Here is a 14,585-nt window from a genome sequence, read left to right on the forward strand (position 1 = left end):
ATTTACTGGCCAGTTTTCTGGCGGGCAAAATAGATCGCACCAACGATCAGAACGATGGCAATGAACTGCAGGAAAACACGCAGCTGCATCATCTTGTTCGAGAAATTGCCGTCACCGCCGCGCATCATGTTGCGCAGACCGATGATCAGAACGACGGCCACAGCAAACATGGCCACCATTGCCGCGCCCTTGAACAGAACGTCCATTTTATTTCCTTCCCATGCGCACCGTCCCTGACCTCATGACTGGTCGGACAGCATCCGGTAGAGCCAGCGGGCAGGCATCAGACGTCGTGCCAGTGACCCAAGTTTCGCCGGTCTCGTCACCACATAATGCGGGCGGGGACGCGGCGCCTCCAATGCATGAAGCAGTACAGCATAGACGGCTTCCGGTCCAAGCTTGTTCTTGGATTTTGTACCGCCACCTTCCAGTTTCGCCATCTGGCGCTGGTAAAGCTCGCGATGCACCGAAGCTTCCATGTCGATATTGGCTCTAGCATGGCTGGCGGCGTTGTAAGTGAAGCGCGAAGCAATCGGGCCGGGTTCAATCAGCGACACATCGATACCGGAACCTTCCAGCTCCATGCGCTGCGCAAGCATCAGCCCTTCAAGCGCAAACTTTGACGCCACATAAGCACCGCGCCATTTCATCGGCACGAGACCGAGGATCGACGAGCAATGCACGATGCGCCCATGCCCTTGCCTGCGCATGACCGGAACCAAGCGTCGGGTAAGGTCGTGCCAACCGAAGAAATTGGCTTCGAACTGCTGGCGTAAGGCTTCGACCGGCAAGTCCTCTATCGCGCCGGGTTGAGCATAAGCACCATTATTGAACAGGGCATCGAGCTTGCCGTCCGTCTGGCGCAGCACCTCATCGGCTAAGACCGCGATCGACTGCGGCTCCGTATAGTCGAGATAATGGGCTTCCATTCCCTTTGCCTTGAGTGCCGCAATATCCGCATCCTTGCGGGCGGTCGCAAAGACGCGCCAGCCTTGACTGTGCAGTGCTTCGGCACAATAGGCACCGATACCGGAGGAACAGCCGGTGATAATGATATTACGCTGTCGGTTCTGACCGGTTTGTGCCGGAGCCATATGTTCGTTTCCCGCTGCCGTTTCGCCAAGCTTGCTTGATTCGGCTCCGGTTTAAAACGGGTCCCGCCCTTGCAATCCGCAGACCAATGCTAGATTTAAGGCCTTGAAACACCGGCTGAACACTATCGAATACCGACCAAGGCTTTGAGGGACAAATCTGCGGATGCGAAAAATCAGACGTTTTCTCCGTCAGATCACCTATGATGTCATCGGTCATTTCAGTTCGGACGATGGCTGGGCCTTCGCCAGCCATATTGCCCTTTCCGGCCTGATGGCATTGTTTCCGTTCCTCATCTTTGCCACCACGCTTGCAAGCTTTCTCGGCACCAAGGAATTCGCCGATACGGCGGTGCATGTCATCTTCGATATGTGGCCGTCGAACATCGCTGCCCCAATTGCCAACGAAGTGATGAACGTGCTGACCGTGCAGCGCAGCGGACTGCTAACGCTCAGTGTCATCGCAGCCGCCTATTTTGCCTCCAATGGCGTGGAGGCGCTGCGCATCGCGCTCAACCGAGCCTATCGCGTCAGCGACCAGCGCTCGATCATTTTCTGCCGCTTGCAAAGTCTGGGCTTCGTTCTCGTCGGCACTCTGAGCCTGATGGCAATCAGCTTTCTGCTGGTTCTGGCCCCGCTTGCCGTGCGTCTTGCCGAACAATGGTTTCCCGATATAGCGCCGTTCACAGGCACGATTGCCTTCTGGCGCTATACTGTGGCAGTGGGGGTTCTGGTTCTGGCACTGTTCATGGTGCATATCTGGCTTCCAGCCGGACGGCGCAGCCTCGGCGATATCCTGCCCGGCATATTGATCACGCTCATCGCCTGGCTTGCCGCCGCAATGGCCTTTGCAAAATATCTGGAAACTTTCGCCACCTATGTAACGACCTATGCGGGCCTCGCCTCCATCATGGTGGCGATCGTCTTTCTCTATATGCTGTCAGCAATTTTCATCATCGGTGCGGAAATAAACGCCGCGATCATGATTTTTCGCAAGCGCGAACAACAACCCGAGCTCATCGACGTAAAGTAGTCAGTGCAACGCCAAGCGTCGTCACCACCATACCTGCAATCTGGATTGCCGATAGCGTTTCACCAAAAATCAGATAGGCCATGATCGCGGCGGTGCCGGGCACCAGATAAAACAACGATGCGACTTTCGACATGGCGCCTTCGCGGATCATGACGAGAAGCGCCAGAATGGCACCGATAGAAATGGCGAGCGTCAGCCAGACCAGCGCAAAAATCAGCGATGGCGACCAGATCATGACGCGTGTTTCGAAAGCAAAGGCACAGATAGCAGTCAAAATGGCCGCAGCGATATATTGCACCGCCGTCCCGGCCTTGAGATCACCAGCCGTGCCGAACCGCTTCTGCCAGACTGTGCCAGTGCTGATCGCCACCACAGCCAAAAATGCCGCCGCCAGGCTTTTCGGATCGACACCGCTGCCAGCCGAAAACTTCGGCCATACCACCATGGCGACGCCGCAGAAACCGATCAGAAGCCCTGTCCATTGCCGCCCGCTCGCTCGTTCTCCCAGAAGAATGGCCGCAATCAGCGTGGTCAACATCGGCTGAAGGCCCGCCACCAGACCGGACATTCCCGCAGGCAGGCCGTGGTGAACGGCCCAGAACAAGGCGGAAAGATAAACGCCGTGGATGAGACAACCGGCAATCGCCGCATGAAGAAGCACATCGCCTTTCGGCCAGATACTCCGGCTCGCTAGCGCCCAAAGTGTCATGATGACAGCCGCGATGGAAAAACGCACCGCCATGAAAGTAAATGGTTCGGCATAAGGCATGGAAAGCCCGGCTCCGATAAAACCGGTGGCCCAAAGCAGGACAAACATGACGGGGAACAAACGGGCGGCCATGGCAGAACTCTCACTTTCGCGGCCCGCCTTATACCGCTTTGCGGCAAACGCCTATCGCATAAAACTGATCGCAGCGTTGAATTTGCCAAACAGCCGCCCGCATTTTATGAAGCGGCATGAACATTGAACCTGAAACCATCCGCATTCTCGTCGATGCTGACGCCTGCCCGGTGAAAGCTGAAATCTATCGCGTGGCGGAACGGCACAATCTGCCGGTCATGCTGGTGGCCAACAGTTTCATTGCCATTCCCCGCGATGCGGAGCGTGTCGAACGGGTTATCGTATCGGACAAGCTCGACGCCGCTGACGACTGGATTGCCGAGAATTCGCGACCGGGTGCAATCGTGATTACCGCCGACATTCCTTTGGCCAGCCGCTCGCTCGAAAAAGGCGCTTCGGTGATCGCACCGAACGGACGCGTTCACACCCAAAACACCATCGGCAACACGCTGGCGACGCGCAATCTGATGGATAGTTTGCGTTCCGCAGGCGAAGTTACAGGCGGACCCGCTCCATTTTCGCCCAAGGACCGCTCTGCATTCCTTTCCGCACTTGATCTTGCCATCGTCCGGCTAAAACGTGCGGGTTTCGTCTCAGGTTGATCGCATTGAGGCGGTCGCGACGCCAGCACCGATCAGCAATGTTCCGCCAGCCCGATTGAAAATGCGCAGCGCGCGTTCGCTTGAGAAGAAGCGGCGTGCGCGGGTTGCCAGAAGTGCATAGGCAAAGGCATTGAGAAAAGCGAGCACGAGGAACGTGCTTTCGAAAACCAGCATCTGGGTGAGGAAATCCCGGTGCGGGCTAAGAAACTGCGGAAGAAAAGCAACGAAAAAGGTGATGCTCTTCGGATTGAGCGCTGTCACGAGCCACGCATGAACCAGCATCCGCGCCGGATGCACCTTGTCGTGTCGGGCACTGGCATGAAGTGTTCCACCAGCGCGAAACAGTTTTATGCCGAGCCAGATCAGATAAGCGGCACCTGCCCATTTAACGGTGGTGAACACGGTTGCCGACGCTGCCAGCAGCGCACCCACGCCAAGCATGGAAAGCGTCATCGCGGTAAAGTCGCCAAGGGCGACACCGACAGCCATCGGGAAAGCCGCTTTCCAACCTTGACCCAAGGCATAGGAGACGACGAGCAAGACGGTCGGCCCCGGGATGACCAGAAGCACGATGGACGCGGCGGAAAATGCAAGCCAGACTTCAAGGCTCATGGGCGGCTCCCTCTCTTGAAAAGGGAGCAAGCCACTGATTTCGTCGTTTGTCGAGGCTAAAGATTCTTTGCCGCTTCGATGAGTTTAGCCGCTTCCGGGCTATCCCAAGGTGCTGGACCGTTCATGGATGCAATCTGGCAGCCGTCCTTGTCGACCAGCAGCGTCACCGGAAGGCCGAAGGCCAGATTCTTGCGCTTCAGTTCGTTGAAGCTCGACATGGAAGCGTCCCGGTGTAGCGTCAGATTCTTGATACCAATTTCGTTCAGAAAGCCCTTGGGCTTGTCATCCGAGCCGGTGTCGATGTTGATTGCGACGACCTCGAAATCGGCCCCGCCTTTTTCGGCCTCGAGCTTGTCGAGAGCGGGCATTTCCTCGCGGCATGGCGCGCACCACGTCGCCCAGAGATTGACCAGCAGTGTCTTGCCCTTAAAATCGCCGAGAGTCATCTGCTTGCCGTCCGGGCCTGTGAAAGCAATATGCGAGACGGAAATCGGCTTTTCAGCGGCACGCATCGCCGCCACGCCCCCGGTCGCAGCTGTATCAAGTGCCTTAAGCTTATCCGCTTTCAACACGCATTGCGCCGAAGCTTCATCGCTTTCCGCTGAAACATTCGTCGAAACATTCTGGGCAACCACATTGCCAGAAGGGCGCTCCATCACGTATACCGCCCCGATACCGGCAATGACACCGGCAAGGGCGGCAAGAAGGACGATCTTGCGATTTCCCGATTTCGCCTGCTGTTCGGAATTCGCCTTTTCGTTGTCTTCTGCCATGTCGCGTTACTTCTTTCCAATATTCCGCCAAACCGTCACTCGGGGCATATGAGCATGAGCGAACAAAAATCAAGCAACCAGATGTGGGGCGGCCGTTTTGCCTCAGGGCCCGATGCGATCATGGAAGAGATCAATGCATCGATCGGCTTCGACCGCAAGCTCTATGCGCAGGATATTCAAGGCTCGCTCGCCCATGCAGCCATGCTGGCAAAGACAGGCATTATTGCGGCAGAAGACCATCGACAAATCGAAGATGGTCTGAAAACCATCCTCAAGGAAATCGAGGACGGCAAGTTCACCTTCTCGCGCAAGCTCGAAGACATTCATATGAACATCGAGGCGCGGCTTGCCGATCTGATCGGCCCGTCCGCCGGACGGCTCCACACCGCCCGTTCGCGTAACGATCAGGTGGCCGTCGACTTTCGCCTCTGGGTGAAGCAGGAACTGGAAAAGACCGCCGCCGCCCTCAAGAATCTGATCGAAGCTTTTCTGGAACGCGCCGAAGAACATGCGGCGACGGTCATGCCGGGTTTCACCCATCTCCAGACCGCGCAGCCTGTCACTTTTGGTCATCATTGCATGGCCTATGTCGAAATGTTCGGTCGCGACCTGTCGCGCGTGCGTGACGCAATCGAACGTATGGACGAATCGCCTTTGGGTGCTGCAGCCCTTGCAGGCACCGGCTTCCCGATCGACCGCCACATGACCGCCAAAACGCTTGGCTTCCGCGAACCGACCCGCAATTCTCTCGATAGCGTTTCCGACCGCGACTATGCGCTGGAGTTTCTGTCGCTTGGCGCCATCTGCGCCGGTCATCTTTCGCGCCTTGCGGAAGAAATCGTCATCTGGTCGACGCCGCAATTCAATTTCGTGCGGCTGTCCGATGCCTTTTCCACCGGCTCGTCGATCATGCCGCAGAAGAAAAACCCGGACGCTGCGGAACTGGTCCGCGCCAAGACAGGCCGTATCAACGGTTCGCTGGTCGCGCTTCTGACCATCATGAAGGGCCTGCCGCTCGCCTATTCCAAGGACATGCAGGAAGACAAGGAACAGGTCTTCGATGCAGCTGAAAACCTGGAACTCGCCATCGCCGCCATGGCCGGCATGGTGCGCGACCTGACGATCAATGTAGCGTCAATGAAAAAGGCGGCCGGTTCAGGCTATTCCACTGCGACCGATCTCGCCGACTGGCTGGTGCGTGAACTGGGGCTGCCCTTCCGTGAGGCACATCACGTCACCGGTCGCGCAGTCGCTCTGGCTGAAAGCCGCAAGGTCGATCTGGCGAAGCTTTCACTTGAGGAACTGCAGTCGATTCATCCGGGCATCACGGATGCGATTTTCGGCTATCTGACGGTCGAGAAATCAGTGAAAAGCCGTCAGTCCTTCGGTGGCACGGCCCCGCAGGAGGTGCGTCGCCAGATTCGTTACTGGAAGAAGCGCATCACCAAGGCCTGATAATCGATCAACATGACGTCATGTGGAATCATCTGTCGAACTGATGATTCCACTTTCGGGCATTATGAGTTAGACCTAGAGCATGTCTTCCAAAAGTGGGAACCGGTTTTGGAAGACATGCGTAAAGACAAAACTTAGAGCAAGATCATATATTTCGGGAACCAAAGCTGATGACAGGCCGCTCCGCCATTTCTTCCGTGCTTCTGATCGCCGCGCTTGCGGCAACGCTCGCCGCTTGCGGTCGCAAGGGCCCGCTGGAGCCGCCGCCATCCGCCGTCGTGACGGACGAACAGGGCCACACCAAGCCGAAACCGAAGGAAGACAAGCCGATCATCCTCGACAAGCTGTTGTAAGTTTCTGCTGCAGGGCATTCCCGTGAACCATTTCGAACATCGCAACGGCGTTCTTCACGCCGAAAATGTCAGCCTGCCTGAAATCGCACAGGCCGTTGGCACCCCTTTTTACGTTTATTCCCGCGCGACCATCGAGCGTCATTTCCGCGTGTTCAGCGAAGCCTTCGCCGGCATGGAAACGCTCGTGACCTACGCGCTGAAGGCCAATTCGAACCTGGCCGTGCTGAAAACTCTGGCGAAGCTTGGTGCCGGCGCGGACACCGTTTCGGAAGGCGAAATCCGCCGGGCGCTTGCTGCAGGCATCCCGGCCAACAAGATCGTCTTTTCAGGCGTTGGCAAGACTCCACACGAAATGGACTTCGCGCTTGAAGCGGGCATCTATTGCTTCAATGTTGAATCCGAACCAGAGCTGGAAATTCTTTCCGCTCGCGCCGTCAAGGCAGGCAAGGTCGCATCCGTATCGCTGCGCATCAATCCCGATGTAGATGCGAAGACCCACGCCAAGATTTCAACTGGCAAATCTGAAAACAAGTTCGGCATTCCGCGCGTCAAGGCGCGTGAGGCCTATGCGCGCGCAGCGAGCCTGCCCGGTCTCGACGTGGTCGGCATCGATATGCATATCGGTAGCCAGATCATCGACCTCGAACCCTTCGACAATGCATTCGCCCTGATGGCGCAACTGGTCAAGGAACTGCAGGCCGACGGTCACAACATCCGCCACGTCGATGTTGGCGGGGGACTCGGCATTCCCTACCGCACAGACAATACACCTCCGCCGCTACCCGTCGCCTATGCAGAAATCGTCGCCAAGCACATCAAGCCGCTGGGCCTGAAAACGGTGTTCGAACCGGGCCGCCTGATCGTCGGCAATGCCGGGCTTCTGGTAACGGAAGTGATCTTCGTCAAGGAAGGCGACGCCAAGAACTTCGTCATCGTGGATGCGGCAATGAACGATTTGATTCGTCCGACGCTTTATGATGCGTTCCACGACATCAAGCCTGTCACTTTGCCGAAGGATGATGCGCCGCGTATTCGTGCCGATTTTGTCGGTCCGGTCTGCGAAACAGGCGACTATCTCGGCCTCGACCGGGAAGTGGCAAAGCCTGCTCCAGGCGATCTGATTGCCGTCTGCACGACGGGTGCATATGGCGCGGTGCTTTCCAGCACCTACAACAGCCGTCTGCTCATCCCCGAAGTGCTGGTCGACGGCGACCGTTATCATGTCGTGCGTGCGCGCCGTACCTATGAAGAACTGCTCGCGCTCGATTCCGTACCGGAATGGTTATAGGTCTCGCGACCATAATTATTCATGGCCCACATTTATCATGGCCCATAAATCTCGGGGCAAAGCCTCGCCTTTGCCATGATGCATGTTATCCTGTCAGCCGAACCGAAATCGGCTGACGCGAAAGACGAGACCTATGACTGCCCCTAAGGCGGCCCCGCAGACAGATAGCAGCAACGACAGGAAAAACCCGCCGCGTCATGCGCGGGATGTTTTTCTGCGGCTGTTTTCAGGCGATGGCGCCAGCCTGCGCCGTCTGCGTCTGCGTGCCTTTCTTTCGATCAGCTTCGAGCGGTTCTGGCCGCTGATCCTGCCGCTGATTCTTCTCGTCGGTCTGTTTGCCAGCCTGAGCTGGTTCGGCCTGTTCGGCATGATGCCCCGTTGGCTGCATATCGGCGTGCTGACGCTATTCGGTATTGCCACCCTCATTGCGCTTTATCTGCCGTTCCGGTTTCGCACCCCAGCAGAAAGCGACGTCACAAGTCGTATCGAGGCGATCAACGGTCTCGTTCACGAACCGCTTTCCGTCCAGACAGGCCATATGGCAACAGGCGAACACGATCCATTCGCTGTCGCCCTGTGGCGGGAACACCAGCGCCGCATGGCGGACCGGCTCAAGAACCTGCAATCCGGCCTGCCTTATACGCGTGTTCCCGAACACGATCCCTTCGGCATTCGTGCGGTGGTCGCCCTGCTCTTCATGACCGCCTTCGCCTACAGCCTCAGCCCAAACAGCGGGCGCATTGCCGATGCCTTTCATATCCGTCCAAGCAATGGAACCGCCGTTGCCCGCATCGATGCATGGGTAACGCCGCCGCGCTATACTGGCCGTGCTCCGGTCTTCCTGACCACGACGAACGACAGCGAACAGGCCGCAATCAATGTACCGCAAGGCAGCATTCTGTCGGTCCGCGTGATCGGTGGCGGTTCCGAACGCCTGACTGCGACCGATGCGAAGGGCGAGCGCCGCGACGTACAGCCGGTAAACGCGAAGGAAGACCAGAAGGAGCCTGCAGAACAGGCCGTCGTCGATGGAAGCCGCAACTTCCGCTACGATTTGCAGCAGGATGAAACCATAGCGCTTTCCGGCACCGATGCCCGCTGGAAATTTGTCGTCACGCCGGATAATCCGCCAACGATCCGCTTCACGAAAGAGCCGGGACACGCGCTGAATGGCACATTGCAACTTTCCTATCAGATCGAGGACGACTACGCGCCGGTAAAGGCCGAAGGTGAGATCATCCCGCTCAACAATGATGAGGATGAGGAAGCCGCACCACTCTACGATGCACCGGAACTGCCGCTTGCACTGCCGCGCCGCGGTGTGAAGGACGCCACGACGTCGAAAGACCTGACCGAGCATCCTTGGGCAGGTGAAAAAGTTGCGCTCACGCTGGTCGTAACCGACGCCGCCGGACAAACGGGCCGCAGCGAAACCAAGATCATCACTTTGCCCGAGCGCCCTTTCAGCAATCCACTTGCCCGCGCCGTTGCGGAACAGCGCCGTATCCTCGCGCTCGATGCGACGCAACGCGATCATGTGCTCGACATGCTGTCGGCAATCACGCTTCGCCCGGACGAAACCATCAAGAATGCAGCCCATTATCTGGGTCTGGTCACGATTGGTACACGTCTTCGTCTCGCCAGGAGCGATGACGCCTTGCGCGATGCAGCGGATTATATGTGGCAGGTGGCCCTTGGCATCGAAGATGGAAATCTGTCCGCCGCCGAAAAGCGCCTGCGGCAAGCACAGGAGGCCCTGAAAAACGCTCTCCAGAACGGCGCCTCACAAGAGGAGATCGAAAAGCTTTCGGCAGAGCTACGCAAGGCGATGCAGGATTTCCTGCGGGAATTCGCCCAGCGCCAGCAACAGAATCCCAATGCGCGCCAAGCCGCTCCCGATCCCAATGCGCGAATGCTGACGGAAAAAGACCTCCAGCGCATGATGGACCAGATCGAAAATCTCGCGCGTCAGGGCTCACGCGATCAGGCGGAAGAACTGCTGTCGCAATTGCAGAACCTGATGAACAATCTGCAGATGGGACAGATGCAACAGGGCCAGCAAGGTCAGGGGCAAGGTCAGCAGGGCCAACAAGGCCAGATGCAGCAGCAGATGAACAAGCTCGGCGAACTGATGCAACGCCAGCAAAAGACGATGAACGAAACCTTCGATCTCGATCAGAAGATGCAACGCCAATTCGGTGGCAGCGATGGTGAGGGCGAATTCGGCGACAACATGTTCCCGGGTGATGACGGTTCCATGGGCGGCGGACAGCCGGGCGGTGAAACCGAAAACGGCCAGAGCGAGAACGGTCAGGGCGGGAAAGGCGATGTGCCACCCGATATGGCGGAAACCATGCGCAAGCTGCAGCAGCAGCAAAAGGACCTTCAATCCGATCTGCAAAAACTGATGGACGATTTGAAAGGCATGGGTATTGAACCCGGCAAGGATTTTTCGGATGCCGGAAAATCAATGGGCAACGCCACTGATGCGTTGGGCCGCAGCGAAGGTGCCGAAGCAAGCGACCAGCAGGGCAGCGCACTCGATGCACTGCGTCGCGGCGGGCGCGACATGATGCAGAAAATGCAGCAAGCCATGGGCCAGCAAGGTCAGGGGCAAAGTGGCGCCAATGGCAGTCGGGGAAGGGACCCGCTTGGGCGCCAGCAAGGTACCGGCGACAGCGGCCTCAACGATGACGTCAAGATTCCAGGTGAAATCGATATTCAGCGCGCGCGTGAAATTCTCGATGAAATCCGCCGCAAACTTGGTAATGCGCTGACGCCGCAGATGGAAAAGGAATATCTGCAGCGCCTGCTGAAGTTCGATTGAGAAGCAGGCCGGAGCCTTAATCCATCACACGACCGACAAAGGGCAACTGGCGGAAGGCGTGCCCAACGTCCATGCCATAACCGACGACAAAATAGTCGGGGCATTCGAAAGCCACGAAATCGGCATCAAGATCGACTTTGCGGCGCACGCTCTTGTCGAGAAGAACAGCAATGCTGACGCTCCGCGCTCCGCGTTCCAGCATAAGTTCGCGAACGAATTTCAGTGTCTTTCCAGACTCCAGAATATCATCGATCAGCAGTACATCGCGGTCGCGAACATCGCTGTCGATATCGCGCAGAAGACGAACTTCGGCGCTTGTCGTGCCCTTGCCGTAGCTTGAAACCGTGATGAATTCGACATCGGGCTCCACGCCCGCATCATGCATTGCGCGGATGAGGTCGGCTGCAAAGATGAAGGAGCCCTTCAGGATCGAAATCGTCAGCAGGTTGTGGAACTTGCGTTCAGCAATGGCCTTGGCGAGCTCGAGATTGCGACCGGCAATCTCGTCCGGGCTAAAGAGAACTTCGATTGTCTTGCCACCGACTTCGGGCATCTGCTGCTTCTCCTGATCGTTCGCTTTCGCGCAGACTTTGGCGCGATCAAAGGCGCCGGAAAGGCACGCTCTATAGCATGGTTTGAGGAAATTGCACCCCACCAGATGAAGATGCTCCGGCTTCTCCATTTCCCAGCGTTAAGATTTCATATAGCGTGACATTCATGCATCCAGACATCATCGAACTGCGATCATTTTACGACACCACGCTGGGCCATCTCGCGGAACGCGCCATTCGCATGGCGCTTGCCGGCCTATGGGGTCACGTGCCGGGAGAGCGGCTTGTCGGCATGGGCTACAGCCTGCCCTATCTCGACCGCTTCAGCGCCGATACGGAGCGGACATTCGCCTTCATGCCTGCCGGTCAGGGAGCCGTCGCCTGGCCCTCAGTAGAGAAAACGGCAACAGCGCTTGTTTTCGATGAGGAACTGCCGCTACCCGATTCCTCGATCGATCGGGTGCTTATGGTGCATGCGCTGGAGTATGCGGAAAATCCGACAGAAACGCTGAAAGAGATGTGGCGCGTCCTCGCCCCCAATGGGCGGCTCGTCATCGTGGTGCCGAACCGGCGCGGTGTCTGGGCCCGCTTCGAGCATACACCCTTCGGCAGCGGGCGACCTTATAGCCGCACACAGCTGACGACCCTGCTGCGTGAAGCGAATTTCACCGTCAGTACGGTCAGCGACGCCTTGCATTTCCCACCCGCTACGCGCCGATGGATGATGCGGCCCTGTCTGGCGCTGGAAGGCATGGGGCGGAGGCTGTGGCCGGTCTTTTCAGGCGTTCTGGTGGTGGAAGCGCAGAAGCGTCTTTATCAGGGACTGCCTGTCGCACAGCGCTCCTCGCGCCGTGTCTTCGTTCCGGTTCTCGCACCTCAGGGAACGCCTGTCGGCGGATTGCGGAAAACACCGGCACGGACCAGCAAGACAGATCGAAAGAGTTAGGGCATTTGCGCATCATCGCCCGGGAAAACGTACAGTTGCTGCGGTCTGCAAGTATTACCGAACAAGGTTTTTCTCGACTTAGACGCAATGGCGGGATATGCCGCCATCGTAACTTTAACCCATCGTAACTTTAACATTGACCTTTTGGCGGAGCCAAAATCATGACCGATACGCAGAACCTTACCCGTCCCCAGCCCAAGGCAGGCCTGCTCGATATCGCAGCCTACGTACCCGGTAAGGAACATGTGGAAGGCGTTGCCAAGGTCTATAAGCTCTCCTCCAACGAAACGCCGATCGGGCCAAGCCCGCATGCGGTCGAAGCCTATCGACACGCAGGCGAGAAGCTGGAGCTTTATCCCGATGGGCAGGCCCTGGCGCTGCGTGAGGCAATTGCCGAAACGCAGGGGCTCAACATGGCCAACATCCTGTGCGGCAATGGTTCCGACGAACTGCTTGGCCTGATCTGCCAGACCTATCTTGCTCCGGGCGACGAAGCCATCATCACGGAGCACGGTTTTGCCGTCTACAAGATCCAGACGCTGGGTGCCGGCGCGACGCCGATCACGGTGAAGGAGAAGAACGAGCGTATCGACGTGGATGCCATTCTGGCTGGCCTGTCGCCGCGCACGAAGATCGTCTTCATCGCCAATCCGGCCAATCCAACCGGAACCTATCTGCCTTTCGAGGAAGTCCGCCGCCTTCATGCCGGATTGCCGAAGTATGTGCTTCTGGTTCTCGATGCGGCCTATGCAGAATATGTTCGTCGCAATGACTATGAATCGGGCCTCGAACTCGTTTCATCCAACGAGAATGTTGTCATGACGCGCACTTTTTCGAAAATCCACGGGCTTCCGGGTCTGCGTATTGGCTGGATGTATGCGCCTCTGCATGTGGTCGATGCCGTCAATCGCATCCGCGGGCCATTCAATATGAATTCAGCCGCCATTGCCGCCGGTGCTGCGGCCATCCGCGACCGCGCCCACGTCGAAAAATCGATCACCTACAACGACAAATGGCTTGGCTGGCTGACCGAAGAGTTCACCAGACTTGGTCTTCGGGTTACGCCGTCAGTCACGAACTTCCTGCTGATCCATTTTTCGGACAATGGCGCGCATTCCGCCGACAAGGCCGACGAGTGGCTCTCCAAGCGTGGCTATATACTGCGTCGCGTCGGCGGTTACGGGTTCCCCAATGCCTTGCGCATGACGGTCGGACCGGAGGAAGCCAATCGTGGCGTCGTCGCCGCCCTGACCGAATTTTTGAAGTAGAACAATGTCCACGATCCATTTCAACAAGATCGCCCTGATCGGCATCGGCCTTATCGGCTCATCGCTGGCGCGTGTCATTCGACGCGAAAAGCTCGCCGATCATATCGCCATCGCCACACGCAGCAGTGAAACACTGAAGCGGGCCGAGGAACTGGGTCTCGGTGACAGCTACACCACCGACAGTGCGGAGGCCGTCAAGGATGCCGATCTGATCATTGTATCTGTGCCGGTTGGCTCGTCAGGAACGGTTGCACGCCAGATCGCGGCAAACCTCAAGCCCGGTGCCATCGTCACCGATGTTGGCTCCACCAAGGCTTCCGTGATTGCGCAGATGCAACCGGAACTGCCGGACAATGTGCATTTCATTCCCGGTCATCCGCTGGCGGGTACAGAGTATTCCGGCCCCGATGCAGGCTTTGCAGAGCTTTTCACCAATCGCTGGTGCATTCTGACGCCCCTGCCCGACACGAGTGAAGCAGCTCTCGAAAAGCTGAGCGAGTTCTGGGTCGCCTGCGGCTCACGGCTTGATCGCATGGACCCGCAGCACCACGATCTGGTGCTGGCCATTGTCTCGCATCTGCCGCACATCATCGCCTACAATATCGTTGGCACAGCCAGTGATCTGGAACAGGTGACCAAGTCGGAAGTCATCAAATACTCGGCTTCCGGTTTCCGCGATTTCACACGACTGGCCGCATCCGATCCGACGATGTGGCGCGATGTATGCCTGCACAACAAGGATGCCATCCTCGAAATGCTCGGGCGTTTTTCGGAAGATCTCGCCTCGCTTCAGCGCTCGATCCGCTGGGGGGATGGTGAAGCGCTGTTCGACCTTTTCACGCGCACGCGCGCTGTCCGGCGCGGCATCATCGATGCAGGTCAGGAAGTGGATGCGCCTGATTTCGGCCGTCAGGCTGCAACGCGTACCAGCGAGCAAAAATAGGG

General features: G+C 57.7%; 15 protein-coding genes. 9 read left to right on the plus strand and 6 right to left on the minus strand.

Going from position 1 to position 14,585, the window contains the following annotated elements; genetic code table 11:
* Positions 1-2 precede the first annotated feature (2 nt).
* Together LJ361_RS21615 and LJ361_RS21620 are read right to left on the minus strand one after the other, a co-directional pair.
* The gene (locus LJ361_RS21615; protein WP_010657522.1) at positions 3-206 is read right to left on the minus strand and encodes a twin transmembrane helix small protein; all 204 of its coding nucleotides are present in this window, start codon (positions 204-206) and stop codon (positions 3-5) included.
* A 33-nt stretch (positions 207-239) separates the two neighbouring features.
* Positions 240-1,094 carry an SDR family oxidoreductase gene (locus LJ361_RS21620; RefSeq protein ID WP_010657523.1) on the minus strand — a complete coding sequence of 285 codons (855 nt, stop codon included), beginning with the start codon at positions 1,092-1,094 and terminating at the stop codon, positions 240-242.
* 163 nt (positions 1,095-1,257) lie between these two features.
* Here LJ361_RS21620 and LJ361_RS21625 point away from each other — a divergent pair, with 163 nt between their 5' ends.
* Positions 1,258-2,124, plus strand: a complete 867-nt coding sequence (locus LJ361_RS21625; RefSeq protein WP_010657524.1) for a YihY/virulence factor BrkB family protein — start codon at positions 1,258-1,260, stop codon at positions 2,122-2,124.
* On the opposite strand, the gene LJ361_RS21630 is transcribed toward LJ361_RS21625, so the two are convergent.
* Complete coding sequence (locus tag LJ361_RS21630; RefSeq protein ID WP_010657525.1) at positions 2,108-2,965, minus strand: DMT family transporter; 858 nt, start codon at positions 2,963-2,965, stop codon at positions 2,108-2,110. The two genes, LJ361_RS21625 and LJ361_RS21630, sit on opposite strands and share 17 nt — an antisense overlap.
* A gap of 116 nt (positions 2,966-3,081) precedes the next feature.
* Between LJ361_RS21630 and LJ361_RS21635 the strand changes: the two genes are divergently transcribed.
* A complete protein-coding gene (locus tag LJ361_RS21635; RefSeq protein ID WP_010657526.1) occupies positions 3,082-3,567 on the plus strand; it encodes a YaiI/YqxD family protein in 486 nt (161 codons plus the stop codon).
* On the opposite strand, the gene LJ361_RS21640 is transcribed toward LJ361_RS21635, so the two are convergent.
* Together LJ361_RS21640 and tlpA are read right to left on the minus strand one after the other, a co-directional pair.
* Positions 3,559-4,179 (minus strand): LysE family translocator, encoded by a 621-nt coding sequence (locus LJ361_RS21640; RefSeq protein WP_010657527.1) that lies wholly within the window; start codon positions 4,177-4,179, stop codon positions 3,559-3,561. The genes LJ361_RS21635 and LJ361_RS21640 overlap by 9 nt on opposite strands.
* Before the next feature lie 56 nt (positions 4,180-4,235).
* The gene (gene tlpA / locus LJ361_RS21645; protein WP_029929736.1) at positions 4,236-4,952 is read right to left on the minus strand and encodes a thiol:disulfide interchange protein TlpA; all 717 of its coding nucleotides are present in this window, start codon (positions 4,950-4,952) and stop codon (positions 4,236-4,238) included.
* Between the two features lie 54 nt (positions 4,953-5,006).
* On the opposite strand from tlpA, the gene argH reads away from it, so the two are divergent.
* The 4 genes from argH (at position 5,007) to LJ361_RS21665 (ending at position 10,875) form a co-directional block, all read left to right on the plus strand.
* A complete protein-coding gene (argH, locus tag LJ361_RS21650) occupies positions 5,007-6,407 on the plus strand; it encodes an argininosuccinate lyase (RefSeq protein WP_010657529.1) in 1,401 nt (466 codons plus the stop codon).
* A gap of 170 nt (positions 6,408-6,577) precedes the next feature.
* Positions 6,578-6,760, plus strand: a complete 183-nt coding sequence (gene lptM, locus LJ361_RS21655) for an LPS translocon maturation chaperone LptM (protein ID WP_006467922.1) — start codon at positions 6,578-6,580, stop codon at positions 6,758-6,760.
* 22 nt (positions 6,761-6,782) lie between these two features.
* The gene (lysA, locus tag LJ361_RS21660; protein ID WP_036584694.1) at positions 6,783-8,048 is read left to right on the plus strand and encodes a diaminopimelate decarboxylase; all 1,266 of its coding nucleotides are present in this window, start codon (positions 6,783-6,785) and stop codon (positions 8,046-8,048) included.
* A 133-nt stretch (positions 8,049-8,181) separates the two neighbouring features.
* Positions 8,182-10,875, plus strand: a complete 2,694-nt coding sequence (locus LJ361_RS21665) for a TIGR02302 family protein (protein ID WP_010657531.1) — start codon at positions 8,182-8,184, stop codon at positions 10,873-10,875.
* Positions 10,876-10,891: 16 nt separating this feature from the next.
* Here LJ361_RS21665 and hpt read toward each other — a convergent pair whose 3' ends face one another.
* Entirely contained in the window at positions 10,892-11,428 is a 537-nt protein-coding gene (gene hpt, locus LJ361_RS21670) for a hypoxanthine phosphoribosyltransferase (RefSeq protein WP_010657532.1), read from the minus strand.
* 164 nt (positions 11,429-11,592) lie between these two features.
* Here hpt and LJ361_RS21675 point away from each other — a divergent pair, with 164 nt between their 5' ends.
* From LJ361_RS21675 to LJ361_RS21685, 3 genes are all read left to right on the plus strand, one after another.
* Positions 11,593-12,372 carry a class I SAM-dependent methyltransferase gene (locus tag LJ361_RS21675; protein ID WP_010657533.1) on the plus strand — a complete coding sequence of 260 codons (780 nt, stop codon included), beginning with the start codon at positions 11,593-11,595 and terminating at the stop codon, positions 12,370-12,372.
* Between the two features lie 161 nt (positions 12,373-12,533).
* Positions 12,534-13,640: a histidinol-phosphate transaminase gene (hisC, locus tag LJ361_RS21680; protein WP_010657534.1), complete on the plus strand. Its 1,107-nt coding sequence runs from the start codon at positions 12,534-12,536 to the stop codon at positions 13,638-13,640.
* Between the two features lie 4 nt (positions 13,641-13,644).
* On the plus strand, positions 13,645-14,583 hold the full coding sequence (locus LJ361_RS21685; protein WP_010657535.1) for a prephenate/arogenate dehydrogenase family protein: 939 nt from the start codon (positions 13,645-13,647) through the stop codon (positions 14,581-14,583).
* Positions 14,584-14,585: the final 2 nt, after the last annotated feature.

Origin of the sequence: Brucella sp. JSBI001 (genome assembly GCF_026014005.1) — a bacterium.
Taxonomy (GTDB): Bacteria; Pseudomonadota; Alphaproteobacteria; order Rhizobiales; family Rhizobiaceae; genus Brucella; species Brucella anthropi.

Excerpts from the sequence above, each read along its gene's own strand:
- LJ361_RS21635 (WP_010657526.1), top strand. The coding sequence starts at position 3,082 with ATGAACATTGAACCTGAAACCATCCGCATTCTCGTCGATGCTGACGCC.
- LJ361_RS21630 (WP_010657525.1), bottom strand. The coding sequence starts at position 2,965 with ATGGCCGCCCGTTTGTTCCCCGTCATGTTTGTCCTGCTTTGGGCCACC.
- tlpA (WP_029929736.1), bottom strand. The coding sequence starts at position 4,952 with ATGGCAGAAGACAACGAAAAGGCGAATTCCGAACAGCAGGCGAAATCG.
- lptM (WP_006467922.1), top strand. The coding sequence starts at position 6,578 with ATGACAGGCCGCTCCGCCATTTCTTCCGTGCTTCTGATCGCCGCGCTT.
- hisC (WP_010657534.1), top strand. The coding sequence starts at position 12,534 with ATGACCGATACGCAGAACCTTACCCGTCCCCAGCCCAAGGCAGGCCTG.
- LJ361_RS21625 (WP_010657524.1), top strand. The coding sequence starts at position 1,258 with ATGCGAAAAATCAGACGTTTTCTCCGTCAGATCACCTATGATGTCATC.
- hpt (WP_010657532.1), bottom strand. The coding sequence starts at position 11,428 with ATGCCCGAAGTCGGTGGCAAGACAATCGAAGTTCTCTTTAGCCCGGAC.
- LJ361_RS21615 (WP_010657522.1), bottom strand. The coding sequence starts at position 206 with ATGGACGTTCTGTTCAAGGGCGCGGCAATGGTGGCCATGTTTGCTGTG.
- LJ361_RS21640 (WP_010657527.1), bottom strand. The coding sequence starts at position 4,179 with ATGAGCCTTGAAGTCTGGCTTGCATTTTCCGCCGCGTCCATCGTGCTT.
- argH (WP_010657529.1), top strand. The coding sequence starts at position 5,007 with ATGAGCGAACAAAAATCAAGCAACCAGATGTGGGGCGGCCGTTTTGCC.
- LJ361_RS21620 (WP_010657523.1), bottom strand. The coding sequence starts at position 1,094 with ATGGCTCCGGCACAAACCGGTCAGAACCGACAGCGTAATATCATTATC.
- LJ361_RS21685 (WP_010657535.1), top strand. The coding sequence starts at position 13,645 with ATGTCCACGATCCATTTCAACAAGATCGCCCTGATCGGCATCGGCCTT.
- LJ361_RS21665 (WP_010657531.1), top strand. The coding sequence starts at position 8,182 with ATGACTGCCCCTAAGGCGGCCCCGCAGACAGATAGCAGCAACGACAGG.
- LJ361_RS21675 (WP_010657533.1), top strand. The coding sequence starts at position 11,593 with ATGCATCCAGACATCATCGAACTGCGATCATTTTACGACACCACGCTG.